Source organism: Absiella sp. AM09-50 (assembly GCF_003433845.1).
GTDB lineage: Bacteria > Bacillota_I > Bacilli_A > Erysipelotrichales > Erysipelotrichaceae > Hoskinsella > Hoskinsella hominis.
Map to the genome: position 1 here is coordinate 82042 of NZ_QVFI01000001.1, position 26478 is coordinate 108519.

Annotated in this window: 25 protein-coding genes; 16 read left to right on the plus strand and 9 right to left on the minus strand. The window is 34.5% G+C overall.

All coding sequences use genetic code 11. The features are described from left to right. The first annotated feature begins 20 nt into the window (after window positions 1-20). The 5 genes from DW114_RS00430 to DW114_RS00450 all read left to right on the plus strand — a co-directional run bounded on the left by DW114_RS00430 (window position 21) and on the right by DW114_RS00450 (window position 5009). On the plus strand, window positions 21-1457 hold the full coding sequence (locus tag DW114_RS00430; protein ID WP_117451321.1) for an NAD(P)/FAD-dependent oxidoreductase: 1437 nt from the start codon (window positions 21-23) through the stop codon (window positions 1455-1457). Between the two features lies 1 nt (window position 1458). Then, a complete protein-coding gene (locus DW114_RS00435) occupies window positions 1459-2727 on the plus strand; it encodes an NAD(P)/FAD-dependent oxidoreductase (RefSeq protein WP_117451323.1) in 1269 nt (422 codons plus the stop codon). Window positions 2728-2729: 2 nt separating this feature from the next. After that, window positions 2730-3083, plus strand: coding sequence for a DUF1667 domain-containing protein (locus DW114_RS00440; RefSeq protein WP_117451325.1), 354 nt, complete (start codon window positions 2730-2732; stop codon window positions 3081-3083). A gap of 245 nt (window positions 3084-3328) precedes the next feature. Beyond that, complete coding sequence (locus DW114_RS00445) at window positions 3329-4093, plus strand: transketolase (protein WP_233511343.1); 765 nt, start codon at window positions 3329-3331, stop codon at window positions 4091-4093. Next, window positions 4086-5009 (plus strand): transketolase family protein, encoded by a 924-nt coding sequence (locus DW114_RS00450; protein WP_117451329.1) that lies wholly within the window; start codon window positions 4086-4088, stop codon window positions 5007-5009. Before DW114_RS00445 ends, DW114_RS00450 begins: the two co-directional genes overlap by 8 nt. 115 nt (window positions 5010-5124) lie before the next feature. On the opposite strand, the gene DW114_RS00455 is transcribed toward DW114_RS00450, so the two are convergent. From DW114_RS00455 to DW114_RS00490, 8 genes are all read right to left on the minus strand, one after another. Next, window positions 5125-5709, minus strand: a complete 585-nt coding sequence (locus DW114_RS00455; RefSeq protein ID WP_117451331.1) for a sugar O-acetyltransferase — start codon at window positions 5707-5709, stop codon at window positions 5125-5127. An 83-nt stretch (window positions 5710-5792) separates the two neighbouring features. After that, window positions 5793-6620, minus strand: a complete 828-nt coding sequence (locus DW114_RS00460; RefSeq protein ID WP_117451333.1) for an ATP-binding protein — start codon at window positions 6618-6620, stop codon at window positions 5793-5795. A gap of 170 nt (window positions 6621-6790) precedes the next feature. Continuing rightward, window positions 6791-7015, minus strand: a complete 225-nt coding sequence (locus tag DW114_RS00465) for a hypothetical protein (protein ID WP_117451335.1) — start codon at window positions 7013-7015, stop codon at window positions 6791-6793. Beyond that, on the minus strand, window positions 6996-7463 hold the full coding sequence (locus DW114_RS00470) for a PTS sugar transporter subunit IIA (RefSeq protein ID WP_117451337.1): 468 nt from the start codon (window positions 7461-7463) through the stop codon (window positions 6996-6998). Before DW114_RS00470 ends, DW114_RS00465 begins: the two co-directional genes overlap by 20 nt. 14 nt (window positions 7464-7477) lie before the next feature. Next, a complete protein-coding gene (locus tag DW114_RS00475) occupies window positions 7478-8800 on the minus strand; it encodes a 6-phospho-alpha-glucosidase (RefSeq protein ID WP_117451339.1) in 1323 nt (440 codons plus the stop codon). A gap of 1 nt (window position 8801) precedes the next feature. Further along, complete coding sequence (locus DW114_RS00480; RefSeq protein WP_117451341.1) at window positions 8802-10400, minus strand: PTS transporter subunit EIIC; 1599 nt, start codon at window positions 10398-10400, stop codon at window positions 8802-8804. Between the two features lie 117 nt (window positions 10401-10517). After that, window positions 10518-11348 (minus strand): PRD domain-containing protein, encoded by an 831-nt coding sequence (locus DW114_RS00485; protein WP_117451343.1) that lies wholly within the window; start codon window positions 11346-11348, stop codon window positions 10518-10520. A 183-nt stretch (window positions 11349-11531) separates the two neighbouring features. Continuing rightward, window positions 11532-12509 carry a zinc dependent phospholipase C family protein gene (locus tag DW114_RS00490; protein WP_117451344.1) on the minus strand — a complete coding sequence of 326 codons (978 nt, stop codon included), beginning with the start codon at window positions 12507-12509 and terminating at the stop codon, window positions 11532-11534. Between the two features lie 244 nt (window positions 12510-12753). Between DW114_RS00490 and DW114_RS00495 the strand changes: the two genes are divergently transcribed. The 4 genes from DW114_RS00495 to DW114_RS00510 all read left to right on the plus strand — a co-directional run bounded on the left by DW114_RS00495 (window position 12754) and on the right by DW114_RS00510 (window position 17291). After that, window positions 12754-14091 carry a glycosyl hydrolase family 18 protein gene (locus DW114_RS00495; protein WP_117451346.1) on the plus strand — a complete coding sequence of 446 codons (1338 nt, stop codon included), beginning with the start codon at window positions 12754-12756 and terminating at the stop codon, window positions 14089-14091. Window positions 14092-14312: 221 nt separating this feature from the next. Then, entirely contained in the window at window positions 14313-15422 is a 1110-nt protein-coding gene (locus tag DW114_RS00500; protein WP_117451348.1) for a hypothetical protein, read from the plus strand. A gap of 440 nt (window positions 15423-15862) precedes the next feature. Beyond that, window positions 15863-16705: a hypothetical protein gene (locus tag DW114_RS00505; protein WP_117451350.1), complete on the plus strand. Its 843-nt coding sequence runs from the start codon at window positions 15863-15865 to the stop codon at window positions 16703-16705. Between the two features lie 133 nt (window positions 16706-16838). Then, window positions 16839-17291: a hypothetical protein gene (locus DW114_RS00510; protein ID WP_117451352.1), complete on the plus strand. Its 453-nt coding sequence runs from the start codon at window positions 16839-16841 to the stop codon at window positions 17289-17291. 44 nt (window positions 17292-17335) lie between these two features. Here the strand turns inward: DW114_RS00510 and DW114_RS00515 are convergent, their stop codons facing one another. Then, a complete protein-coding gene (locus tag DW114_RS00515) occupies window positions 17336-18820 on the minus strand; it encodes a DUF1846 domain-containing protein (protein WP_117451354.1) in 1485 nt (494 codons plus the stop codon). Between the two features lie 895 nt (window positions 18821-19715). Between DW114_RS00515 and DW114_RS00520 the strand changes: the two genes are divergently transcribed. The 7 genes from DW114_RS00520 to DW114_RS21425 all read left to right on the plus strand — a co-directional run bounded on the left by DW114_RS00520 (window position 19716) and on the right by DW114_RS21425 (window position 26469). Continuing rightward, the gene (locus DW114_RS00520; protein ID WP_117451357.1) at window positions 19716-20984 is read left to right on the plus strand and encodes a UDP-N-acetylglucosamine 1-carboxyvinyltransferase; all 1269 of its coding nucleotides are present in this window, start codon (window positions 19716-19718) and stop codon (window positions 20982-20984) included. A 102-nt stretch (window positions 20985-21086) separates the two neighbouring features. Continuing rightward, window positions 21087-21938, plus strand: coding sequence for a MurR/RpiR family transcriptional regulator (locus DW114_RS00525; RefSeq protein WP_117451359.1), 852 nt, complete (start codon window positions 21087-21089; stop codon window positions 21936-21938). 178 nt (window positions 21939-22116) lie between these two features. Further along, window positions 22117-23010, plus strand: coding sequence for an N-acetylmuramic acid 6-phosphate etherase (gene murQ, locus DW114_RS00530; RefSeq protein ID WP_117451361.1), 894 nt, complete (start codon window positions 22117-22119; stop codon window positions 23008-23010). Window positions 23011-23021: 11 nt separating this feature from the next. Next, window positions 23022-24944 carry a glucose PTS transporter subunit IIA gene (locus DW114_RS00535; protein ID WP_117579816.1) on the plus strand — a complete coding sequence of 641 codons (1923 nt, stop codon included), beginning with the start codon at window positions 23022-23024 and terminating at the stop codon, window positions 24942-24944. Between the two features lie 176 nt (window positions 24945-25120). Further along, window positions 25121-25423 (plus strand): hypothetical protein, encoded by a 303-nt coding sequence (locus DW114_RS21415; protein WP_199483503.1) that lies wholly within the window; start codon window positions 25121-25123, stop codon window positions 25421-25423. Then, window positions 25420-25746, plus strand: a complete 327-nt coding sequence (locus tag DW114_RS21420) for an AAA family ATPase (protein WP_199483504.1) — start codon at window positions 25420-25422, stop codon at window positions 25744-25746. Before DW114_RS21415 ends, DW114_RS21420 begins: the two co-directional genes overlap by 4 nt. A gap of 27 nt (window positions 25747-25773) precedes the next feature. Then, window positions 25774-26469 carry a DUF4143 domain-containing protein gene (locus tag DW114_RS21425; RefSeq protein ID WP_394336412.1) on the plus strand — a complete coding sequence of 232 codons (696 nt, stop codon included), beginning with the start codon at window positions 25774-25776 and terminating at the stop codon, window positions 26467-26469. Window positions 26470-26478 lie beyond the last annotated feature (9 nt).

A 26478-nucleotide genomic window follows, 5' to 3' on the forward strand; every position in this document is an offset into this window, starting at 1 on the left:
TAGATAGTAGGAGGATAGTTATGTACGATACAGTCATTATTGGTGCCGGAATCAGTGGTACCTCACTGGCATTTGAACTAAGTAAACAGGAAGGAAAGATTCTGTTACTAGATAAAGAAAATGATGTGGCAGATGGAACCACAAAAGCAAATAGTGCCATTATCCATGCTGGATATGATCCAGAATGCGGAACACTTATGGCAAGATACAATGTAGAGGGAAATCGTATCATTCCTCAGATCTGTAAAGATTTAGATGTACCAATTAAAAATATTGGTTCTCTAGTAGTTGCCTTTTGCGAAGAAGAGATTGAAACACTAAAAACCATTTATGAACGTGGTGTAAATAATGGTGTAAAAGGTATGCGTATTGTGGATAAAAATGAACTTCATGAAATGGAGCCAAATCTAAATGAGAAAGCAGTCGCAGCTTTGTATGCACCAAGCGCTTGTATTGTTAATCCATGGGATCTTGCAATTGCTTATGCTGAAACAGCAGTAAAAAATGGTGTAGAATTTCAGGCTAACAAAGAAGTTAGTGCTATTAAACAAAACGAACGCGGATTTATCGTATATACAAATGATGGAAGTCAATACGAAACGAAGACTGTTGTTAATGCAGCTGGTGTAGAATGTGATAAAATTATGGGTTTAGTTAAGGAACCAGATTATACGATTTTCCCAAATAAAGGGGAATATTATCTTTTGGATAAAAACCAGGGAGAACTTGTACATCATGTCATTTTCCAATGCCCAACAAAAGAGGGCAAAGGAACACTAGTAGCACCAACAGTACATGGAAATCTGATTGTAGGACCAAGTGCTACAAGCTGTGATGATGAAGACTTTTCAACAACACAATCTGGACTTGACCTTGTTAAGAAAGCTGCATTAAAATCCGTTCCAAATATCAACTTTCGTGAAAATATAAGAACATTTGCAGGAATCAGAGCGAGAAGCAATCATGGAGATTTCATTATTGGAGAAGATCCACAGATAAAAGGATTCTTCCAAATTGCTGCTATGCAATCCCCTGGATTATCTTCTGCTAGCGCAATTGCTATTGATATGGTGAAACGTTTTCAAGAAAAAGGATTATTCTTACAGCCTAAAGCAAATCCAGTTACAACAAGAAAAGTTGTACGTTTTAAAGAAATGAGCAATGAGGAACGTGAAAATTATATCAAAGAACATCCAGCATACGGACGTATCATCTGTCGTTGTGAAACGATTAGTGAAGGTGAAATTCTAGATGCTTTACATCGTGTTATCACACCAGTGAGCATTGATGGAATTAAACGTCGTTGTAATGCTGGTATGGGAAGATGCCAAGGGGGTTTCTGTGGACCAAAGGTACAAGAAATTATTGCTAAAGAATTAGAGATAACACAAGAAGAAGTAGTACAGGATAAAGTAGGTAGTGTAATCTTATATGGCAAGACCAAGGGAGGTAAGTAAGATGAAAAAACAATATGATGTTATCGTAATTGGAGGAGGTCCAGCAGGACTTGCCAGTGCGATTGCTGCTAGAAATAATGGAGCAGAAAGTGTTTTAATCATTGAACGTGACAAAGAACTTGGTGGAATCTTAAATCAGTGTATTCATAATGGCTTTGGTTTACATCATTTTAAAGAAGAATTAAGTGGACCAGAATATGCAGGAAGATTTATTGACGAAGTAAATGGGACAGATATTGATATTTTATTAGATACGATGGTTATTGAGATTACAGAAGACAAACAAGTATTCTGTACAAGTGAATCTCATGGATATATGGTTTTACAAGGGAAAGCACTTATCTTGAATATGGGATGTCGTGAACGTACAAGAGGTGCTATTGCGATTCCAGGAGATCGTCCTGCAGGTGTATTTACAGCAGGAGCTGCACAACGTTATGTAAATATAGAAGGTTACATGGTAGGAAAACGCGTAGTTATCTTAGGTTCTGGAGATATTGGATTGATTATGGCAAGAAGAATGTCATTAGAAGGTGCAGAAGTATTAGCTTGCGTAGAATTAATGCCATATTCTAATGGATTGAATCGAAATATTGTACAATGTTTAAATGATTATAATATTCCATTATATCTTTCTCATACAATTACAGATATCAAAGGTAAGAAGCGTGTGGAACAGGTGATTGTATCTAAAGTAGATGAAAACAGACAAATTATACCAGGAACAGAAATGGTATTCGATTGTGATTGTGTATTATTATCTGTTGGGTTAATACCAGAAAATGAATTAACAAGAAATGCTGGTATTCAGATGGATCCTAGAACCAATGGTCCAGTAGTTTATGAAAATATGGAAACCAGTGTAGCGGGAATCTTTGCGAGTGGAAATGTGTTACATGTACATGATTTAGTAGATTTTGTAACAGATGAAAGTGAAAAAGCTGGAAAAGCAGCAGGTATTTATGTAAAACATGGGGAATCTACCGTTAACAATGTCATTGAAACGAAACAAGGCGAAGGAGTAGGATACACCGTACCGCAAAAAATTAGAAAAGATGAAGTAGATAAAGGTGTAGAATTAAGCTTCCGTGTCAGAAATAATTATCATGATGCAGCTATCGTTATCAAGGATGGCGATACACAAATCGCACGATTTAAACGTGAACATATGGCACCAGCAGAAATGGAAAAAGTGATGATACCAAAAGTATTATTAGATAAAGTAAATGGTAATTCATTAACGATATCTATCGAAAAGGAGGGTGACTAAGGATGAAAGAATTAATATGTATTGTATGCCCTAAAGGATGTCACTTAAAAGTAGATGAGGATAATGATTATAAGGTAACAGGTAATAATTGCCCTAGAGGAGCAGAATATGGAAAGAAAGAACTTACTCATCCAATGCGTGTGATTACTTCAACGATTCGAATTCAAGGTGGCACACAGGCTAGAGTAAGTGTAAAAACAAGTACAGATATACCAAAAGAAAAAATTTGGGATATTATGAAGCGCCTAGATGAAGTAGAAGTAGAGGCACCTGTACATCGTGGAGATATCATAGAAAAAAACATTTGTGGTACTCAGGCAAATCTTGTAATTACCAAAGATGTTAATAAAATATAAAGAAAAAACTTAATATGAATAGGTTTATATAAAATGTTATGTCATTAAATCTAAAACATCATTTGGATTTAATGACATATTTAAAATTATATAATCATTAGCATATTTTTGATAATCAAGAAATTAATAAACAGAAGTAGTTAGAAATAACTTGAAATTAAATACTGTATGGACAGGAGGAATATCATTTGAAAACAGAAGAACTAAAGCAACATGCTGCACATATTCGTGAGAATATCGTCTGTATGGTCGCTAATGCAAATAGCGGTCATCCAGGTGGATCTTTATCCGCAGCTGATATATTAACTGTATTATATTTTGAAGTCATGGATATCAATGAAGAAAATGTCAAAGGTATCGATCGTGATCGTTTTGTCTTATCAAAAGGTCATGCTTCACCTTTACTGTATGCGACTTTATTTGAAAAAGGCTTACTACATGAAGATTTGAATACTTTCAGAAAGATCAACAGTAAACTACAAGGACACCCAAATATGAACTATGTCGATGGTGTTGATATGTCCACAGGATCTCTTGGTCAAGGTATCTCTGCCGCTGTTGGTATGGCATTAGCAAACAAAGTAGATGGCAATGATCATAGAGTCTATACCTTATTAGGTGATGGAGAATGTGAAGAAGGCGAAGTATGGGAAGCTGCTATGGCTGCTGCTCATTATCGTTTGAATAATCTTTGTGCAATCGTAGATTTCAACTCTTTACAGATCGATGGAAACATCCGTGATGTCATGAACCCTACACCAATTGATGAAAAATTCAAAGCATTTGGATGGAATGTCATCAACATCAAAGGACATGATTATGAAGATATTCGTTTCGCATTTGATGAAGCGAAGAAAGAAAAGGAAAAACCAACGATGATCCTAGCACATACGATCAAAGGAAAAGGTGTATCCTTTATGGAAAACAACGCCGCATGGCATGGAAGTGCACCAAATGCAGAACAGTGTGCACAAGCAGTAAAAGAATTGGAAGGTGAAGGCAATGAGTAAAGTAGCGACAAGAACAGCATATGGAAAAGCACTAGCTGAACTGATCGTAGAACGTGATGATGTGATCGTACTAGATGCCGACCTGACCAAATCAACGAAGACATGTGATGCGAAAAAAGCAAGACCAGAACATCACTTCAATATGGGAATCGCAGAAGGCAATATGATGGGAGTCGCAGCAGGATTAGCCGCTAGTGGCAAGGTTGTGTATGCATCTAGCTTTGCGATGTTTGCGGCAGGAAGAGCCTATGAGCAGGTAAGAAACAGTATCGCATATCCTAAGTTAAACGTGAAAGTATGTGCCACACATGCAGGTATTACGGTAGGCGAAGATGGCGCAAGCCATCAAAGTGTAGAAGATATCGCATTGATGCGTGCAATGCCAAATATGAAGGTATTCAATCCATGTGATGCTAAGCAGGCAGAGATGATCGTCAAAGCAGTCGCAGATATCGAAGGCCCATGTTATGTAAGACTTGGACGAGGCAATGTAGAAGATGTATATAGTGATGATACAGCATTCACATATGGCAAAGGCAATGTCTTAAGAAAAGGCAAAAAAGTCGCAATCGTAGCCACAGGTATGATGGTACAGGAAGCCTTACGTGCATATGAAACATTAAAAGGTGAAGGCAAAGAAGTCACAGTGGTAGATATGCCATGTATCAAACCAATCGATGAAGAATTGATCAAAGAACTGGCAAAAGAACATGAAGTCATCGTCAGCTGTGAAGAACACAGTGTCATCGGTGGTTTAGGTAGTGCCATCGGGGAAGTATTGGTGAAGAATGAACCAGTGAAGATGGTCATGATCGGTATGCAGGACTGCTTTGGAGAAAGTGGAACACCAGATGCTTTATTAGAAAAATACGAGTTAAACGCAAAAGCAATTGTGAAAAAAATTAAAGAGATTTAGTTATTATCAAATTTTCCTTGCATAACATAATATAAATCTTTTTGATAGACAGTATTTGCTTATTATAGTTAAAAAAATCACCCCAAAATGAGGTGATTTTTTGTATTGCTGTATTTTATTTCCAATATTTTTTCTTGTCTTCTTCTGTAATCTTACGAATCACTTTACAAGGATTACCAGCCGCAATCACACCAGATGGGATATCCTTATTTACAACACTGCCAGCGCCAATCACAGTATCATCACCAATGGTAACACCAGCAAGTACTGCAACGTTTGCGCCAATCCATACATTGTTTCCAATTGTGATAGGATAGGCATATTCTAATCCCTGATTTCTTTGTTCAACATCTAAAGGATGTCCTGCACAATAGAACCCACAATTAGGAGCCACAAATACGTTATCCCCAAAGGTAACTTTTGCGCAATCCAGAATGACACCATTATAATTCATGAAGAAATTGTCACCAATCTCAATATTATAACCATAATCACAATGAAATGGCTGTTCAATGGTTACATGCTCACCTACATGTCCTAAAAGGGAGTGTAAAAGTGCTCGGCGTTCTTCTTTGTTGCTAGGGCGTATATGGTTGTAGTCAAAACATTTTTCAATACATTCCAAACGTTCTTTTTTTAAATGCTCATCATAATTTGCATCATACAATAGGCCTTGTGCCGCTTTTTCTTTTTCTGTCATACCATACCTCTTTCTAACAGCGTCATTATAATATGTACGTACATGATTGTCAATGCTGATTATAAACAAAATAGAGCATATGATTATAAACAAAATAGAGCATATAGAGGAAGGTATAAAACACCATCTTTATTTCCAAAGTTCTTTAATGAACAGCGGATTGCATATTCTGGTTGATATTTATCCATATACATTTTTAAGCTTTTAGATTTTGTATTGAAAGAAGCTTTTACTTCCATAGGAATCACTTGATGAGATTTAGTAATCATGAAATCAATTTCCGCAATACCATTTGATTCATAGTAACAGGCATCATACCCTTTTGTTTTTAATTGTTGTGCAACATAGTTTTCGGTTAAGCCACCTTTAAATATTGCATACTCATCTTTGATAAATACAGACATATCTAATCCATATAGATTAGATAATAAACCTGTATCACTCATATAAATTTTAAAGAAATCTGAATCAGCATAGCATTTCATTGGCAAAAGATTATTTTTTATTTTAGAAACCTTGATAATCAACCCACTATCCATCAACCATTCAATCGCATCTTGATATTTTGATTTTGTGGCACCCTTTTCTATGATTTTATATTGGAACTTATGATTGTCTTTACTTAATTGTTCAGGTATGGACTGAAAACAGGAACGTATTTTCATAGCTTCGGAAGGTGTTGCATATTTTGCCATATCTGCCAGGTATGCATTTATGATATTTTGTTGAATCATATCATAGGAAATAGGGCTTTGTGTAAGATATGATAATACAACAGCAGGCATTCCTCCGCATAAAACATATTCTTTATAATATTGCACTGCTTTTAAATGCCATACATCTGGCATTGGCTTTTTCTCTTCATAACAAGTTTTGATCATTGTGATTAATGATTCTTCATCTTTTGCCATTAAGAATTCTTCAAAATCTAATGGATATAGTTGTTAATGCATTTTTCCTTAGAAAAAATCAATATATTTAAACTTATTCGTTTGAAAAAGTCATAAAAATACAATTTTTTCTAAGGAACGTTTATAAAAAATAAAAAGCATGACACGATAAACGATGCCATGCTCAATGATTAACGAAGAATAAATGCTAAATAATCTAAGAAGAATAGTGTAAATGCAAGAATGATACCTGTCCATGAAGCCTTTTTTATAAGGGAAGAATTTTGTTTTTTCTTTTGACAGTATATAATGATGAACCCGATGATTGGCATCAAATAACTGATGATCAAGGAAAGTATCGTGAGCAGCTTTTCTTTTACTGATACGATTCTAAATTCATGCAATGCTTGCAACATCTTCACCTTCTTTTACCAATTCGTTTAATTTTTCCACTACTGGTTGTTTACCATCTGTGAAAATTACCATTGTGGTAACATCATACCCTTTTGCTTTGATAGATGCGATATCAGCTTTCACAACAGGATCTCCTTTTTTTACCTGATCGCCTTGATTTACATAACTGTGAAACCCATTTCCCTGTAGTTCAACAGTATCAATTCCAATATGTACAATGATTTCCATATCATCATTTGTAATTCCAAAGGCATGTCCAGTAGGGAATACTGCCGCAATCGTACCATCAATGGGTGATACAAAGATATCAGAAGATGGTTCTATCGCAAAGCCATCTCCCATGGCTTTACTGGCAAAGGCTTCATCTTTTACAGATGATAAGTCAATCAACCTGCCTTGTACTGGTGATCCGATTGCCTGTTTCTTTTTGTTTTTGAATAGGTTCCACATAATCATTTACTCCTTTACTTTAATTCTGGCCAATAATCTTTATTTGCGATAATCATATCATCCAGGATTGCTTTGGCCTGTGTAGATGATTTGATAGTTTTATTTAATGCGAATGCCTGTAAAACTTTCGTATAAGAGTTTTCAATAGCACCTTCTACCAGACATTTTTCACAAGCATATTGCTGTTCAATCATGCCTTTATAGAATGTTGGGATATGTCCAACTGAGATTTTTTCTACTCCACGAGGGGATACATAACAAGGGATTTCCACCATGGCGTCATCTGGTAAATCAGCGATGGCACCTTCATTTTTCACGATAAGCAAATAGCGTCCACCATTTTCTCTACATAAAGATTCCGCAAGATCAACGATAAATGTACCATGTGCACCTACCACAAACATGCCATCATCATATTTTCCAGTTTCTTTATAACGTCTGATTGCATCAAATAATGTTTTTTCTCTGCCATCCATAACTTCATTTGCTCTTGTATAATCAGGGTTGGCATCATTCACGATATCCTGACTTAATAAGTAATACTGTAAATATGTATTTGGAAGATAATCAGGGAAACGTTCCATCATTGGTTTAACATTGCCATAAGTATGTACCCAAGAAGGTTCCCAGTGCTGTTCATCTGGTACATCACATAAATATCCATGTGCAATGGCATGTTGTCTTAATTCTTCAAAACGACTTTCGCCATTTACCCAGATATCAGTGAACCAGCCAAAGTGATTTAAACCAAAGTAATCAGGTTTGATATCATGAGGGTCACAATGCAGAATATCCGCAAAGCTGTTAATGATTGCGACTGGCATATCACAAATATTAATGATACGTGCATTTGGTCTTAATTTCTTTAATGCCAATGCAACGATAGCGGCAGGGTTGGAGTAATTTAAAATCCAGTGATTTGGTGCGGCATACTTTTCTACCATATCCAAGATTTCTACCATTGGATAAATCGTTCTAAGTCCATAAGCAAGACCACCACAGCCACATGTTTCCTGTCCAACTGCACCATGTTTTAATGCGATTTTTTCATCTTGTTCACGCATTGCATATTTACCAACACGAATCTGTGCGAAGATAAAATCTGAATCTTTAAATGCAGTTTCTGGGTCAGTTGTTGTAAAGAAGTTACATTCTGGACAATTTGCCTTTACAACTTCTTTTACGATGATTGCGACATCGTTTTGACGTTCTTCATCGATATCATATGCACGGATTTCCTTTACAGGAAAGGTATCCTTTTTTGATAAAATTGCCTTTACGACACCTGGTGTATAAGTACTTCCTCCACCAACGATTGTGATAATTTTTGGTTCCATGTTATTCTCCTTCTATTGCTAAATGATTAGCTTCTAAATAATCTTCTAAACTCTTTCTAAATTTATTTACATTCACACCATAGATAATCTGGATTTCATTGCCTCTTTTCACAAGTCCTTTAGAGCCTGTTTCTTTTAGTTTTTCTTCATCTACAAGATCTAAAGAATCCACAACAATACGTAAACGTGTGAAACAATTGTCTATATTTTTGATATTCTGAATACCACCAACAGCTTCATAAATCTGAGCACCCAGGGAATTGTTCATACCAGCAGGGGATGGTGTTGCGGTATTTTTCTTTGCAGCTTCATAATCTTTCTTTGTTACCAGTTTGACATCTTCATCACTTTCATCTCTACCAGGGATTTTTACATCAAATTTCAAGATGAACCATTTAAATACGAAGTAGTATACAGCCATCTGTACAAGTCCTAATAAAATGAACCAAGGCCATCCGGTTTTTGCGACACCCGCAGGTACGTTGTATAGCAATGTTTCAAAAATACCTCCAGCAGTACAGCATGTGATCTGGAAGAAGTACAACAGATAGAAGAAGATACCTGTTAGTACAGAGTGAATCAGGAATAGTACAGGACTAACGAATAAGAATGTAAATTCAATTGGTTCTGTAATCGCAGCTAGACAGCTTGTCAGGATTGCTGGTACATAAATTGCTCTGGCTTTGTTTTTTAATGCAGGTTTTGCACAATGCAGCATTGCTAGACCAGCACCAGATAAACCAAATACTTTTACTAATGTAACGTTATTGAAAATGGTAGTTAATGATAATTTTGCAGTTTCAGGGTCACCTAACTGTGCTAATGCGATTGCCCAAGCACCAGAATAAGTTTCACCGGCAACAGTAGCAACACCACCTAAATCGGTATACCATAATGCACTACCAATCAAGTGATGTAAACCTGTAGGAATCAATAAACGTTCTAAGAAACCAAATGTAAAGAAACCAATACCACCAGATGTTGAAATAAAGGTCGCAACAGAAGTGATCAAGGATTGTACAGGTGGCCATAAATAAGCAAATGCAATTGCCATAACCAGCATCACAGGAATAGAAATCAAGAATACAAAACGTGTTCCACCATATACAGAAAGTACTTCACCTAAGTCTTTATCACAATATTTATTGTGCAAGCATCCTACGATTACACCAATGATAATACCAAGGAATACACCCATATCCACAATCTGGAAGCCTAGCATCATGTTTTGACCATTGCCAGTTGCTTCATGTAACATACCTGTTAAGGATAAGAATGAATTCTGTGCAGCACAGAAGATAAACAGACAAAGGAAAGCAACCAGTGCCGCATGTTCCTTTTTCTTTTTCGCAAGACCAAATGCAACACCAATCGCAAAAATTGGTCCTAAGTTATTAAATACAGACATCAAGCCATTATACATGACTTTAAAGATGATCTGGATAACCTCATTTCCTAAAAATGGTACTGCGGATACAATGTTAGGGTTGATCATAAAGTTACAAATAACAAGAATCAATCCTACAGCGGGTAAATAAAGTACGGGTGCCACAATGGCTTTGGAGAATGTCTGCATTGCTCCAACAAATTTTTCTTTCATACTATCGTCCTCTCTCTTATAATAGAAAAGACCTAAAAACTACAGCCATCACAAAACAAAAAGCTTTGTTTATCTGTTGAATTTAGGTCTTGCCTGATCGAATCAGTAACAATCCATTCAGTTGTTAATCTTATAAATATGAATCATCAAATATAATAGCTCTTTTTCTGTCAGCATATAGCCGAAGGTTTCATAAATGAAATCACGCACTGCATGTACACATGACAGAATTTTTTTATTCTTTTTCGCTAAGAACACAGCCATTTCTTTATCTTCAAAGCTTTCTTCCTCATGTTCACCATTGAAGATGCGTTGCGCCATAAATTTCAGATGTGTTGTTAAACGAATATAATCCAGACTCTCTTCATCAAAGCGAACATCCAGTGTATCAGAAATTACCTGTATACAACCCTCAATCAGTTGAAGTGTTTCCATAGTGGAATTGGAATTGGTATCACTGGATCCATTGATAATATGCAAGGCGATATATCCGGCTTCATCTTCCTGCAAATGGATACCAAGTTCTTTTTCAATCAATTGGATACTCCATAAACCAATTTTATACTCCTCTTTGTATAAGGTTTTTATTTCTGTTAGTACTAGATTGGGAAGTTCTGTACCTGTTTCATAACGTTCTACCGCAAAACAGATATGGTCTGTCAATGCTACGATGGTTTGATCCTGAAAGGATATGTTTAATCGTTTGACAGCTTCTTCCATAATCGTTTGAGAAAGCTTGAAGTATTTTTCAGGTGTGCGTAAAAACAGCTGATACATTGCGTTTTTTTCGCCACCCTCATAGACGTAGCGCTTTTCAATGCGGCGTTCATCTACTTCATCTCCAATTTTTTTCTGGAATCCAATACCTGAACCAGTCAGTATGAGATCATTTTTATTGTCAGAAATAGTGGCCACTGCGTTGTTGTTGAAAATCTTAATAATTTTCATAATCTCCCTCCGATAAAAATAAAGACCTAAGAATTACAAAAACTATAATAAAAATATAGTCATGTTATTCAAAGGTCTTGCCTGATCACATCAGTAACAATCCAAGTATTACAGCTATTATTTTAAACATTAATTTACTTTTGTCAACACTTTTATGTCAAATTAAATAAAAATGATAGCGTTTTACTTTTCAAAAATGATATCGAAATATTTCATCTCTTGAAAGCCAGCCATTCCAGTATCATATGCACGATCTTGCAAGATATCCATAAGCGCTTGTAAAGATGCTTCATCCAACGTGTACTGATAAGCAGTTTCAATGGCTTTTACAGCTAATCGAACAGCTTTTTCAAATATTTCCGGGAAGGAATCATTGCTTATGATTTCATGATCACAAGGATGTTTCCATACTTCTTTCTTTAGATTTAAAACATCAAAATCATTCTCATCCTGATTTGGCACAATATTACCTGACATTTGCCATTTCTGATGACGAAGCATTTCATATCCAAGCCATGCATCAATCTTATAATGATGTGGATCATATAGCCATTCCTGTGCGTGACGCCATCCATCTAATGCTTTTCTAATATCATAAACGCGGATATCACTTTGAAACAGCTTCTTGACTGTTGGAACATAAATACGGGCAATTGCTTGTAAAATTTCTTGATTGTATAAGCAGATATCAGGAAAATAGTATTCTTTAATACTGCAGTTTCGATAAGTTCTCAACATTGTTTCATCTAATACGGATTCAAATCGATGATGATAATTCAGACTCATGCCAGTACAATCACCTGTACGATAATAGACATATGGATGGGCACTGCTGTCAATAGCCCAATGACATAAATGACCAAATAGATATACAGACATTCGTGTTTTGATATCATCTTTTTTCTGTTTTAAGATTTCATCAAGACCACATCTGAAAAAGTCATTGACATGGCCACAATGCAACGTATTCCCTATTTGTGAAACCAGATTATCATGAAATAAATTCCATGGGGTTGCGCCATAGAAAAACAAAGGATCAGGACCATTACTACCGATATAATAGAGCTGTTCATTATCTTTGATCATTTGAATGATATCTTCATGATGTAATCGTTTTAATACTTCTTCCGCAAAAATCTTGTGAGTAATTAAGTTTGGCATATTGTTCTCCTTGTATCTTACGTGTACTATAAAGACATTATAATATGAAAAGAAACCGCATACAAGAACAAAATAGGATGATAGCGAAGATTGTGAATTACATTTGATATAGAAATAGATATCAATAGTAAAAATTGTACAATACAGGAGATGAAGTTACCGTATTTCTGAATATTTTTGAATCCCTTGTGCGTGTGTATGAGATTTGTTATACTTTGTAAAAGTATAAAAGGGGAAATCATAAATGAAAAAGTTTAATTTAAAAAATAAATCGATACAAAAAGGAATTTTGATTTTTATCATTGGATTATTATCAGGAGTACTGCTTATAACTTCTTTTCAACATTTTCAAAGTTCACCTAGTGAAAAAGACGCTGTGAAAGAGGAAAAAATTGCAGAAAAAGATACAGCTAAGGACAAGGAAAAAACCGAAGAAAAAGATAAAGAAACAAAACAGGAGGAGAACACTTCCCAATATCCTTCATGGGATAAATCTGCCGTATATAATGGAGGAGATAAGGTGATATATGAGAAAAAGATTTATAAAGCAAAATGGTGGACACAGGGAGAAACACCAGGGAACAGTGATGTTTGGGAGGATACAAAAGAAAGCATTACACCTGTAAAAGATGAAAAGAAAAAGGATACAGTTACCAATAAGAAGCATGTGGAAACAGGAGATAAAAAGATTGTCGGTTATTTTCCTTCATGGAAACCAGCAAAGGTGGATGATCTTCGCTATGATGAATTGACAGATATTATTTATGCATTCGCCATACCAACGAGTGAAGGAGATTTACGCCCCTTAGATAATGCAGATATCGCAAAACAAATTATCACGAAGGCCCATAAACAAAACGTTCGTGTGTTATTAGCAGTAGGTGGATGGAGTTATAATGATGTTCCATTAGAAGCGACATTTGTTTCCGCTACAGAAAACGATCAAAAGATAAAGAAATTTGGCGATGCTATTATAAACATGTGTGATCGCTATGGATTTGATGGAATAGATATGGATTGGGAGCATCCACGTGTCGATGGAAATACTGGGAAACAATATGAAGCGTTGATGTTGTATCTGGCAGATAAATTACATGATGAAAAAAAGCTTCTGACAAGTGCTGTTTTAAGTGGTGCTACTGCAGATGGCAATGTATATTATGATGCAGCAGCGCATAGTGATGCAGTCTTGAAGGCAGTGGACCGTATTCATGTGATGGCTTATGATGGTGGGGATGGAGAGCGTCATTCTCCATATGATTTTTCAGTAAACAGCATAGAATATTGGACAGATACTAGAAATGTTGACCCTAATAAAGTCATATTGGGAGTACCATTTTACGCAAGGCCAAGTTGGGCAGGCTATGGAGATATCATTAAGGAAAATAAAGACGCACCAAAGAAAGATCATGTTACCTATAATGGGATGGATGTATATTATAATGGCCTAGAAACTATGAAGAAAAAAGCACAGTACGCTAAGAAAAACTGTGGTGGGATCATGATTTGGGAATTGAGTCAAGATAGTAGCGATGACAACATGAGCTTGCTGAAAGTAATAGCGGATGAACTATCTAAATAAGTGACGTACTCCCACCACTTATGCAAAGCATAGAAGTGGGGGACTTCTGCCTGCTTTTGGTTAAAATAGAGTCCTTTTCATATTTAAAAACCAACGTTTTAAAATAAAAAGTAATGATTTATTTTAAGATTTTAGCTAAAAATATAATTATTTATGCTTTTTGTAACAAGCCCTCCTTTTTTGTGTATAATGTTACCTATTATGAGAACGGAGGTATGTGAATGAGCGTTGAACAATCAAATTTATTGAATGAAGAAATGAAAAAAGGAAAGAAGATTTTTTTAAGACCAAGCATACTAGATACTGCAATAGTAAATAGACCAAAGAATATGATATTAGGGGAATCGCTAGTCACAATGGAAAAAACAAAAGCGTATGATCATATATGTAAATTGGTATTAAGCAATAAACCGGTTGTGTCGCGTATCATGAAACGTGTGATGAAAGAATGTAAAGATATGACGGTAGATGAAATCGTCAATTGTATTGAAAATGATCCTCAAGTCATTGCGATTGTGAAAGATCATGATCAGATTATCGGAATGAATGTAGAGGATGAATGTATTATCGGAGCACCCATTCGATATGATGTATTATTTAAAGCAAATCTGCCAACAGCAGATGGTGGAACAGAGTGCGTAGGAATCTTTATGAATTTTGAAATACAAATAGATGATAATCCAGGGTATTCACTAGTGAGAAGAGGTATCTATTATACTTGCAGAATCTTAGCACGTCAAAAAAATGCAGCTGATGGATTTGAAAATTCAAATTTCAACGATATCCAAAAGGTCTATTCGATTTGGATATGCCCAGTTCATAAAAAAGAAAAAAATGATGTAATCAATATTTATCATATCGAAGAAAAATGTTTAAAAAAAGAATGGCATTGCCCACAGAAAGACTACGATCTAATGGAATTGATCATGTTGTATCCGGGTACACAATATGATTATGATCAAGGTGAAAAACATGGGTTATTAGAGATGTTAAATATATTGTTCACAATGAAAATAAGTGCAGAAGAAAAAAAGAGATTATTGGAAAAAAATTATGGTATAATAATGACGAAGAACATGGATGAGGAGGTAGAATATATGTGCAATCTTAGTGAAGGTATATTGAAACAAGGACTAGAGCAAGGACTAGAACAAGGAATAGAAATAGGAAAAGCACAAGGTATACAAGAAGGTGAATTAATTTCCGCAATTAAGTTAACCAAAAATCTAATAAAAAGCAGTAAAATAGATGTTTATAAAGCTATGGCATTACTAGATCTACCACAGGATATCCGTAAAATCGTAATCGAAGAAATAAATAAAGAAAAATAGAATTAAAAGACGTATTCTGATGAAAAATCAAAAATACGTCTTTTTTATAGGAACATCATTGTATAAAGAGGATAACATTCTATAATCTCATGTCACAATTCACATTGTTCAAAAATAACTAATTGTACGTTGCGGCTGTTTATGAATTGCTGTAGGCTTTTAGATTTCGTGTTATAACCACTTTTGGCTTCAACAAGATTTCCTTGCAGGATATCAAAATACAATTCTTTGAAATTATTCGTTATAGACATATGTGATAAACAAAAATTATTCATCAAGAAAATATATAAAAAGATAAAACTATTTTCATATGAGAATGGTATCTTGCTTTCTTTTCATTTGCATAGTATACAGAAGAAATACAAGGATGTGCGTAAATAGTAAATTGCATAATTCTCTAATTTGCGTTATCATAAGAGATAAAAAACGGAGGGATTGGGATGCTAAAAAGATTACATCACTCAAAAGAAGCAATCAAAATGGAAATCAGAGAACATAAAAGCTCTTCCATCGTATATTTTACACTCAGAGCATTGGTGATATTAACAATGATTCTTCAGATATTTAACCGGAATTATGAAAATGTATTCTTATGTATTTTGACATTGGCATTATTGATTGTGCCAAGTTTTATTCAGGTAGAATTTAAAATAGAACTGCCAACTACATTAGAAATTATCATTTTGGTATTTATATTCTCTGCAGAAATACTTGGAGAAATAAAATCGTTTTATATCGTATTTCCTATGTGGGATACCATACTTCATACACTCAATGGATTTTTGGCAGCGGCAATTGGATTCTCACTTGTGGATATCCTAAATAACAATGATCGTTTACAGTTTAAAATGTCGCCTGTCTTTATGGCATTAGTAGCATTTTGTTTCTCTATGACGATTGGCGTATTATGGGAGTTCTTTGAATTTGGCATGGATCATCTAATTGGTACGGATATGCAGAAAGATACAGTGATAAACTATATTACTAGTGTGGCATTAGATCCTACAAACAGCAATCGACCAGTGACAATGAGTGGTATCAATGATGTGATTGTCAATGGACAAGCATTAGGATTGGGTGGGTATCTGGATATTGGACTAATTGATACTATGGAAGATTTATTCGTAAACTTTATTGGTGCCGTTGTGTTTTCAATCTTTGGTTATTTCTATGTAAAAAAACGTGGGAAAGGTCGTTTTGTTAAACGATTTATACCAAAACCAAAGGATAAAAAACGGGATTATTTAGAAATAGTAAAAAACAGCAAACAGAGTACAGAGTAAAATCTGTACTTTTTTCTTGTTCACCTATTATAGAGGACTTATAATATGTTTGTTAGAGGTGACATAATGAAAACAATAAGTCATAAACAGAAGGAAAATAAGGCAGATATAAAGATTTCTGTAGGTAGTTCATATGCATGAATTTGAAATGAAAAAAAGCAATTATAAACTTTTTATTCACAAATGGGAAATAGCAGTAATCCTTGAAGCTGGATACAGAAAATTACATGAGAATGAAGATTGTAGTGAATATATTAGAGTATGTGAGAACCTATATTTCTCAATCGCTTTTGTGCCTAATTCCAACAGTGTGAAGCTTTCAGATGAAGAAATAAACGATTTTTGTAAAGGACTTCATTTAGTAAGTGATCAAATCATGGATAAAGTAAATCATAAGTCCTCTCTGATTCAGCTGCAAAGTATTCTGTTTTCAGATTGTAATATCCAACAAGAAGCATTAATGGTTTCCGCAATCAAATGGGCAAGTGAAGCGTTCGCCTTTCCTATGCCAATCATAAATGTGACATTTGATGATACGATAAAACCTTGTGGCAAGTATATTTTTGATTTTTCTAATTTGATATAAAAAAGATGAACATTCGCATTAGCTTTTGTTCATCTTTTTGTTGTTTAACGATGATATAATTTTTTAGTCTGATATTGATCTTCACAAGTTAAATTACAATTCAGTTTACGGAATGTATTTACATCCACTTGTGATAAAATAACGGTACTATGTGCTTCACAGCCTTTTAGCTTATCCAGTTGCTGCATAGCCAAATGAGATACAGGATTGGTTGTTGCGGATATCGCAAGAGCAATCAAAACTTCATCTGTATGTAAACGAGGATTATGATTACCAAGAGAATTCACTTTCAATTTCTGTATTGGTTCTATAATATTAGGTGAAATCAATGGTATTTCATCATTGATGTTGCCTAATGCTTTTAAAGCATTTAATAATGCGGCACTGCATGCACCAAGCAGGGAGCTTGTTTTACCAGTCACAATAGATCCATCTGGAAGCTCTATTGCGAAAGCAGGAGCATCCGTTTCTTCAGCTTTCTGTAATGCTGGAATCACACAACGTCTTTCTAAAGGAGTGATATTAGCCTGTGACATAATCAGTTCAATTTTCTTAATGGTATCTTCAGTAGTATGACCTATTTTAAAATCAACTTTTGCGGCATAATAACGGCGAAGGATTTCTTCACTGCTTGCTTTTCTTGCGGCATCATCATTCACAATACAATAACCTGCCATATTTACGCCCATATCTGTAGGTGATTTATAAGGAGATTCTCCTAAAATCTTTTCAAACATGGCATTTAATACAGGGAAGATTTCCACATCACGGTTATAGTTTACAGTAGTGACACCATATGCTTCTAAGTGGAATGGATCGATCATATTGATATCATTTAGATCAGCAGTTGCGGCTTCATATGCCAGATTCACTGGATGCTTTAATGGAAGATTCCATATAGGGAATGTTTCAAATTTCGCATAGCCTGCTTTGATACCACGTTTATGTTCATGGTATAACTGTGATAAACAAGTGGCCATTTTTCCTGAACCAGGACCAGGTGCTGTCACAACGACCAAAGGTTTTGTTGTTTCTATATATTCATTTTTACCATATCCATCTTCTGATACAATCATTGGTATGTTGTTAGGATATCCAGGGATTACATAATGCTGGAAAACCTTAATACCTAAATGTTCCAGATGCGCTTTAAAAACATCAGCACTGGATTGATTTGCATATTGCGTAATTACGACACTTCCTACATATAAGCCGGTTCCACGGAATGCATCGATGAGACGTAATACTTCAGCATCATATGTGATACCAATATCACTGCGAATTTTATTTTTTGCGATATCATTCGCACTGACAGCGATAACGATTTCTACTTCATCTTTCAGGTTTAACAACATCTTCAGTTTTGAATCAGGCTGAAATCCAGGCAACACACGTGCAGCATGGTGATCATCAAATAATTTACCGCCAAATTCAAGATATAACTTATTGCCAAACTTACTGATTCTTTCTAAAATATGCTTTGATTGCAGTTCAATATATTTGTCATTATCAAAAGCTATTTCTTTCATCTTCTCACTCCTTATCTAAAAAAACTCTCACTTTATGTATTATACCAAAAATATCGGTCATTTACTAACATAAAACAGTTTTTCAAAAGAAAAAAACAACGAGTCGTGAAAGCAGAAAAAATGTAAGCTATTTCTATGCTTATGCAAATATTTCAAAGAATGTGGAAAGATGAATGAATTACTGTAATTATCGTAAAAAATAGAATTTTAAAATGTTTTATATCTAAGAGAATTAATTAAGTATAGAAAATATGAGGAATGATCTACAAGTAAAGAAACAAAAATAATTGAAAAAGCAGAGAGTGTTTTGCTTGTCAGGCTTTTTAGAGCACATAAATCGACCGTTCAAAGAAACAATCAACCGCTCATAGACTTTTATAGATATAATCCTATTATATAAATTGTACGTTCAAAGCCATGTCATGTACACCCTATGATATGTTTTCTTCAGGACTTTATAGGATTATAATTAAGTAGGGAAAAACAAATAAGTTTTATACCTTATAGGGAATTTTTTTGCATACTATTTTAGAAGCCTCCATAATTCTTAAGAAATTGTCATTTTTATAGACTTTGTTTATTTACCAGTAAAAGGTATAATGATAAGGTAATACGAAAAGCCATTAAAAAGGCTTTTTTGTTACGTTGACAACACTATACAGATGGTAGCAAAATCTGTGTATTTGCATATATAATAATGTAAACATGATAAAAATGGATACAATTAAGGAACTTTTGATGATTTTTATTTGGAAATAATTAGAATGTCAAAAAAGTACGGAAAAAAATAGCTATCAAACGGAAAATGCTTTATAATAGTAATGCACTTTTGCAACACTACCATCACGCAATATGTGATGTCCTATAAATCAGAATCAAAAAAGGAGATATCGCAATGGAAAAAGTTATAAAAATTGAAGGGAAACATAAATTACGTGGAACAGTACGTATCAGCGGATCAAAAAACGCTACCGTCGCACTGATTCCAGCAGCCATATTAGCAAACGGGCCTGTCACAATCTGTGGTGTGCCGAATATCAGTGATGTAGAATCACTATCAGTATTACTACAAGATCTGGGTGTTGTTGTAGATATTAAAAGCAGTGATCGCATCGTCATTGATACAACAGATATGCAAAATAAACCTATGATTCATGAGGCAGTCAGTAAACTAAGAGCTTCTTATTATTTCATGGGGGCTTTGCTGGGAAAATATGGACATGCGGAAATCAAAATGCCAGGAGGATGTTATTTAGGACCTCGTCCGATTGATTTGCATCTGAAAGGTTTTGAGGCATTGGGCGCAACGGTTACTTATGATCATGGTGCTTATATATTAGATGCCAAAGAACTTGTCGGAACGAAAATTTTCTTAGATATATCCAGTGTTGGCGCAACGATCAACATCATGATGGCAGCTGTTCATGCCAAAGGTAGAACAACGATAGAAAATGCCGCAAAAGAACCAGAAATTATAGATGTCGCAACCTTATTAAATAAAATGGGCGCAAATATTCGTGGAGTTGGTACTAATGTTATCACCATTGATGGTGTTGATGAACTTAGTGGATGTTTCCATGAAATTATACCAGATCGTATCGAAGCAGCTACGTATATTGTATTAGCAGCAGCAGCTGCAGAAGATGTGATGATCGAAAATATTATACCGCAGCATTTGGAATCACTATTATCAAAACTTCATGAAATTGGTATCCAGATGGAAGTTGGTGTCGATCGTGTGCATGTAAAAGGACATGATGGAAATATTAAGGCTACTGATATTAAAACATTGCCATATCCAGGCTTTGCCACAGATATTCAACAGCCATTAACTGCACTTTTAACACAGACAACGGGACAATCTATTGTGACAGAAACTATTTATACAGAACGTTTTAAACACTGTTATGAATTAAATAAAATGGGCGCAAATATCAATGTTATGATTCCTAGCTCCTTTATCAATGGTCCAACACCTTTATATGGTGCAGAAGTATGTGCGACAGATTTACGTTGTGGGGCATGTCTTGTGATTGCCGGATTAATTGCAGATGGTGTGACAACCATTCATGATATTTATCATATCGATCGTGGATATGAGGATTTGGATGGTAAATTAACAGCTTTAGGCGCAAAAATCTGGCGTGAAACAATTGAAGATTAATATATTGACCTTATAGTTATAGACTATAAGGTTTTTTTCTTTGTGATTGTTTGCTATATCTTGAGTCATGGTATAATAACAATAGCTGAGGAGTTGAGTCATATGAAAAAAGCACTCTATCGATTAGAAATCTATCATAAACAAAGTGCCACAGAAAGCGAAAAGGAAGTTTTAAACTTTATCTTAGAACATCCTCGCACAGTAGTGGAGATGGATATCCATACATTGGCAAAAAAGTGTTATTGTAGTGCTGCCACAATTGTCAGAATATGTAAGAAAAATGGATTTAAAGGATTTAAAGAATTAAAAATGGCAGTGTTAAATGATATCAACTATACCAATGAATTAACACAGATAACATTTACAGATCAAAGTGATCATCCCATTGAACAAAACGTGGTTAAAATTTTAAATAATAACATACAAGCGATTGAGAATATGTATCACTTATTAGATTTTCAAGAGCTGGAAAGAATTGTTCATCTTTTATTTATGTGCAAGTATGTTTATTTATATGGCATTGGTGCGAGTTTTTTAGTCGCAAAGGATCTCCAACAAAAATTTGAGCGAATCAGTAAAAAAACGTTTTTATATGAAGATTTACATATGCAATTGGTAAGCTCTACTAATATTGATAAAGGGGATATCGCGATTGTAATTTCTTATTCTGGATTAACGAAAGAGATTATCAATATTGTCAATAACATCAAACAACGAGGAGGCATCATCATCGCCATTACCAAATATGGAAGTAGTAAGTTAGTTAATCTAGCAGACCATCATTTATTTGTGCCGGAATTAGAAATGCCACTACGTGTTGGCGCAAGCTCCAGCAGGGTATCACAATTATGCATTGTGGATATCCTATACAATCTGTATCTATCATTAGAAACTGAAAAGTCCATGGATAAAATCATTCTAACAAATAAATTATTAGAAAAGAAAGAAGATTAAAGAAGCGTTTTGTGTGAATAAAACGCTTCTTTTGGAAACAAAAGGCTTAAATTATTTCATCAAAGTAAACAATGTTTCATAATAAATTGATGATATTGTAAATAAAAGGGTTTTCATTTATAGTATGCATGTAAAGAAAAGAACCGTAAAATAAAGCAGCGGTGAATTGGAGGTCAAGATGATTGATTTAAGTAAAATGACAACAGAAATGGTAAATCCAAGAACACAAACTCTAAGTGCAATGAGCATTAGAGAAGCAATTGAAGTAATGAATCAGGAAAATATCAATGCGGTAAAATGTATCGAAGATCAGTATGATATGATTGAAAAAGTTATCAATATTACAAGTGATGTATTGGAACAAGGTGGAAGAATCATTTATATGGGGGCAGGAACAAGTGGAAGAATAGGATTATTAGATGCAGTAGAATGTCCACCAACCTTTGGCGTTGATTATGATACGGTCGTTGGATTGATTGCAGGGGGAGAAAATGCCTTTGTGAAAGCTGTAGAAGGTGCAGAAGATTCTAAAGATTTCGGTAAAACAGATTTAATCGATCACCATTTAACAAATAAAGATGTTGTAATAGGGATAGCAGCAAGCGGCAGAACACCTTATGTGATTGGTGGATTAGAATATGCACAAAGTATTGGTGCAAAAACCTGTGCAATTGTTTGTAACAAAAATAGTGAAATTAAAAAAGTATGTCCATTCACAATCGAAGTAGAACCAGGACCTGAAGTATTAACAGGCTCAACACGATTGAAAGCAGGAACAGCGACAAAACTGGTATGTAACATGATTTCTACAATCAGTATGATTCGTATTGGAAAAATTTATAAGAACTATATGGTTGATGTAAAAATGTCTAATGAGAAATTAGTAACACGTGGTACGAATATTGTATGTAGTGTAACTGGTTGTGATAGTGAAACCGCAAAAGCTGCATTGGATAAATCAAATGGTGGTGTAAGAATTGCAATCGTTATGATTTTATTAAACTGTGATAAAGAAACAGCTTGTGCAGCCCTTGAAAATGTTCATGGTAGAATCCAGGACTTAGTGGGCTAGGAGGAAGTTTTATGACGAATTTAGAACTTGCGAAACGCCTTGTAGAATTACTTGGTGGTAAAAATAATGTAGAAAAGGCAACACACTGTATGACAAGATTACGTGTGACTTGTAAAGATACAACACGTGTTGATGATAAAGCAATCAAAGCAACAGAAGGTGTTTTGGGACTTGTCATTGATGGCAGTAGTTATCAAATTGTCTTAGGTCCTGGGAAAGTAAAAAAAGTCACCGATATTTGTACAGATGAACTTGGTTTACCAAAGGCTGCTGGAAATGATTCTAATTGGGAAGAGAATAAAGCGAAAATTAAAGGGCAACAAAAACAAAGTAAACTAAAGCAATTCTTAAAACTAATTTCAGAAATCTTCGTTCCAATTATCCCTGCCATTATCGCAGCAGGATTATTCAATGGCTTTGGGAGTTTATTAAGCCAGCTGATTGCCGATGGTGTAGTGACTGGTTCATTCTTCCAGATGCTTCAATTGATCTTGAGTTTATTGGGTGGCGCATTCCTTAGCTACTTTGCAATTTATACAGGTATTCGTGCCGCAGAAGTATTTGGTGCTACACCAGCATTTGGTGGTATGATTGGTGGTATCAGTATTGGCGCAAACATCATAGAAATTGCGAAAATGATTGGATTATATAATGAAACAGTACCATTAGAATCAGTATTAACAACAGGAAAAGGCGGCATCATTGGTGTTATATTTGGCGTATGGGTATTGTCAGTCATTGAAAAAAATATTCGTAAACGTATTCCAGATGTATTAGATTTAATCATAACCCCATTTGTATCATTGTTAGTTTCAGGTGTGATTTTTATCTTTATCATTATGCCAGTTGCAGGTTTTGTCAGTGATGGTTTAGTTTCTTTATTGACGATTATCATCAATTCAACAAATCCGGTGATTCGTGTCATTAGTGGTTTCCTATTATCTGCATTATTCTTGCCAATGGTATTATTAGGATTACATCATGGATTGATTCCAATTTATGCTGTTCAATTAGAACAGATGGGTGGAGTTTCCTTATTCCCTGTATTATCTATGGGTGGTGCAGGTCAGGTAGGTGCGGCAATTGCTATCTATCTAGTCGCAAGAAAAGTTGGAAATAAAAAAATGCAGGGAATTATTACAGGAGCTTTACCTGCTGGTTTCTTAGGTGTTGGAGAGCCATTGATTTATGGTGTAACACTACCAATGGGAAAACCATTTATTACTGCTGGTATTGGTGCAGGATTTGGCGGTGCTTATATTATGTTTACACAGGTAATGGCGAATGCATGGGGACCAAGTGGTTTAGTCGCAATTCCTTTAATGCAAGGAGCTACAGGGATGTTAAACTTCTTGATTGGCTTGATAATAGCTTATATTGGAGGATTTATCGTCACAAAATTATGGATTAAAGATAGTGATGTGCGAGAAGAGGAAGAAAATTTTGAAACAACAAATGTAGAAGAAAAGTATACTGATCAAGCAGTATTATATGCACCAGTCACTGGATCATGTATACCTTTAACAGAAGTAAAAGATGAAGTTTTTGCGAATAAGATGATGGGGGATGGTGTAGCATTTACATTTGATGGTGATACTGTTGTTTCGCCATGTGATGGAACAATTGTGATGATTGCAGCCACAAAACATGCTATTGGTATTCAGGGAGATGATGGTGTAGAAGTATTGATTCATGTTGGTTTAGATACTGTCAGTTTAAATGGTGAAGGATTCAAAGCATCGATAAATCAAGGAGATCATGTAAAAAAAGGTGAAGCTATTTTACAAATTGATCATAAGTTGATGAAGGAAAAAGGTATGGATCTAACAACACCAATGATCATTACCAATACAGATCAATATCATTTGGCACCAACATACAATGATTCGGTTATTGCAGGTGATACAGAAGTATTGAAATGTAATAGAAAATAGAATAGATAATGAAAAGCCTTATCTTATAGAAAATATTTGATAAGGTTTTTATATATATTTTTGTGGGATAAATCGTAAAAAAGTTGGATAAATGGAAGAATTCATATAAAAAAAGGTTGGAAAAGTTGCATAATAGCAGCATAATAGGGATGGAAAAATGAAATAGAGGTGGTCATATGCTTTATCGTAAAATATCAAATGATATTATGGAATGGCTACATACAGGAAAGAAAGCACTTCTTGTATCAGGTACAGATCGTATTGGAAAAACGACAATCATTCAGGAATGTTTAAAATCAACACATCACAGTTTTATAGAATTGAACTTTAAAAAACAGCCAGAACTAATAGAATTATTTGAAAAGGCAACCTCTACACAAGATTTGTTATTAAGATTAAGTGTTGTATCTAAAGAGCCTTTAATAAAAGGTAAAACAGTAATCTTTTTGATGAAATTCAGGAATTTAAAGATATCATGACGAGAATCAAATTTTTAGTAGATGGTGGAACCTATCGCTTTATCATGAGTGGCTCTTTGCTAGGTGTAGAATTACACAATCTTCGTTCAGCACCTGTTGGTTATGTAGAAATTCTTGATATGTTTCCTTTAGATTTTGAAGAATTTTTACTTGCGAATGGTATTGGAGAAAATGTAATACAAAAGCTAAAAGAATGCTTTGAAAATAGAAACCCTGTCGATGAATTCATCCATAAAAAGATGTTAGATATACTCTACCTATATCTTATTGTTGGAGGTATGCCAGAAGCAGTCGTAAATTATATAGAAACAAATAATATTTAAAACGTATCACAAACTCATAAAAATATTATCCATTTATATGAACAAGATTTCACTAAATATGAAGATAAATATCGTTTAATGTTAAAAGAAATATACACAACGATGGCTAGTGAATTAAATAAACGAAATAAACGGTTCAAATTGAATTCCGTTAAAACTGGAATAAGTTATGATCGTATAAAAAATGATTTTTTATGGCTAAAAGATGCAGGTGTTGCATTACCTGTTTATAATATAGAAGAACCCAAACAGCCATTGTTATTGAATACGCAAAGAAGCCTGTTTAAATTATTCTATTCCGATGTTGGATTATTGACAAGTTTGTATTCCGATATCGTGAAAATGAAAATTTTAAATAAAGATAAAGATATCAATAATGGCGCTTTATTTGAAAATGTAATTGCTCAGGAATTAGCTGCACACCATGTTGATTTATATTATTATAATAGTAAAAAATTTGGTGAACTTGATTTTGTGTGCGAATTAGATGGTGAGGTCGTCCCAATCGAAGTCAAATCAGGGAAGGATTATAAAAAACACAGTGCTTTAGAAAATGTATTACATGAGGCGATATTTGATATTCATAGAGCCTATATCTTATCGAATGGAAATGTTGAAGTAAAAGATAAAAAAGTCTATCTGCCAATCTATATGATTATGTTTATCGAAAATATGAAATTAGAAAATCCTATTTATAAACTTGATTTAAATGGACTACATTAAAAAGGAATA

What these genes read in the sequence shown, in the direction of transcription:
- DW114_RS00515 (WP_117451354.1), bottom strand. Translation starts at nt 18,820, where the DNA reads ATGAAAGAAATAGCTTTTGATAATGACAAATATATTGAACTGCAATCA.
- DW114_RS00525 (WP_117451359.1), top strand. Translation starts at nt 21,087, where the DNA reads ATGAAAAAAGCACTCTATCGATTAGAAATCTATCATAAACAAAGTGCC.
- DW114_RS00490 (WP_117451344.1), bottom strand. Translation starts at nt 12,509, where the DNA reads ATGCCAAACTTAATTACTCACAAGATTTTTGCGGAAGAAGTATTAAAA.
- DW114_RS00520 (WP_117451357.1), top strand. Translation starts at nt 19,716, where the DNA reads ATGGAAAAAGTTATAAAAATTGAAGGGAAACATAAATTACGTGGAACA.
- DW114_RS21415 (WP_199483503.1), top strand. Translation starts at nt 25,121, where the DNA reads ATGCTTTATCGTAAAATATCAAATGATATTATGGAATGGCTACATACA.
- DW114_RS00430 (WP_117451321.1), top strand. Translation starts at nt 21, where the DNA reads ATGTACGATACAGTCATTATTGGTGCCGGAATCAGTGGTACCTCACTG.
- DW114_RS00450 (WP_117451329.1), top strand. Translation starts at nt 4,086, where the DNA reads ATGAGTAAAGTAGCGACAAGAACAGCATATGGAAAAGCACTAGCTGAA.
- DW114_RS00460 (WP_117451333.1), bottom strand. Translation starts at nt 6,620, where the DNA reads ATGGCAAAAGATGAAGAATCATTAATCACAATGATCAAAACTTGTTAT.
- DW114_RS00495 (WP_117451346.1), top strand. Translation starts at nt 12,754, where the DNA reads ATGAAAAAGTTTAATTTAAAAAATAAATCGATACAAAAAGGAATTTTG.
- DW114_RS00535 (WP_117579816.1), top strand. Translation starts at nt 23,022, where the DNA reads ATGACGAATTTAGAACTTGCGAAACGCCTTGTAGAATTACTTGGTGGT.
- DW114_RS21420 (WP_199483504.1), top strand. Translation starts at nt 25,420, where the DNA reads ATGACGAGAATCAAATTTTTAGTAGATGGTGGAACCTATCGCTTTATC.
- DW114_RS00475 (WP_117451339.1), bottom strand. Translation starts at nt 8,800, where the DNA reads ATGGAACCAAAAATTATCACAATCGTTGGTGGAGGAAGTACTTATACA.
- DW114_RS00470 (WP_117451337.1), bottom strand. Translation starts at nt 7,463, where the DNA reads ATGTGGAACCTATTCAAAAACAAAAAGAAACAGGCAATCGGATCACCA.
- murQ (WP_117451361.1), top strand. Translation starts at nt 22,117, where the DNA reads ATGATTGATTTAAGTAAAATGACAACAGAAATGGTAAATCCAAGAACA.
- DW114_RS00505 (WP_117451350.1), top strand. Translation starts at nt 15,863, where the DNA reads ATGCTAAAAAGATTACATCACTCAAAAGAAGCAATCAAAATGGAAATC.
- DW114_RS00485 (WP_117451343.1), bottom strand. Translation starts at nt 11,348, where the DNA reads ATGAAAATTATTAAGATTTTCAACAACAACGCAGTGGCCACTATTTCT.
- DW114_RS00465 (WP_117451335.1), bottom strand. Translation starts at nt 7,015, where the DNA reads ATGTTGCAAGCATTGCATGAATTTAGAATCGTATCAGTAAAAGAAAAG.
- DW114_RS00500 (WP_117451348.1), top strand. Translation starts at nt 14,313, where the DNA reads ATGAGCGTTGAACAATCAAATTTATTGAATGAAGAAATGAAAAAAGGA.
- DW114_RS00435 (WP_117451323.1), top strand. Translation starts at nt 1,459, where the DNA reads ATGAAAAAACAATATGATGTTATCGTAATTGGAGGAGGTCCAGCAGGA.
- DW114_RS00480 (WP_117451341.1), bottom strand. Translation starts at nt 10,400, where the DNA reads ATGAAAGAAAAATTTGTTGGAGCAATGCAGACATTCTCCAAAGCCATT.
- DW114_RS00510 (WP_117451352.1), top strand. Translation starts at nt 16,839, where the DNA reads ATGCATGAATTTGAAATGAAAAAAAGCAATTATAAACTTTTTATTCAC.
- DW114_RS00445 (WP_233511343.1), top strand. Translation starts at nt 3,329, where the DNA reads ATGGTCGCTAATGCAAATAGCGGTCATCCAGGTGGATCTTTATCCGCA.
- DW114_RS00440 (WP_117451325.1), top strand. Translation starts at nt 2,730, where the DNA reads ATGAAAGAATTAATATGTATTGTATGCCCTAAAGGATGTCACTTAAAA.
- DW114_RS00455 (WP_117451331.1), bottom strand. Translation starts at nt 5,709, where the DNA reads ATGACAGAAAAAGAAAAAGCGGCACAAGGCCTATTGTATGATGCAAAT.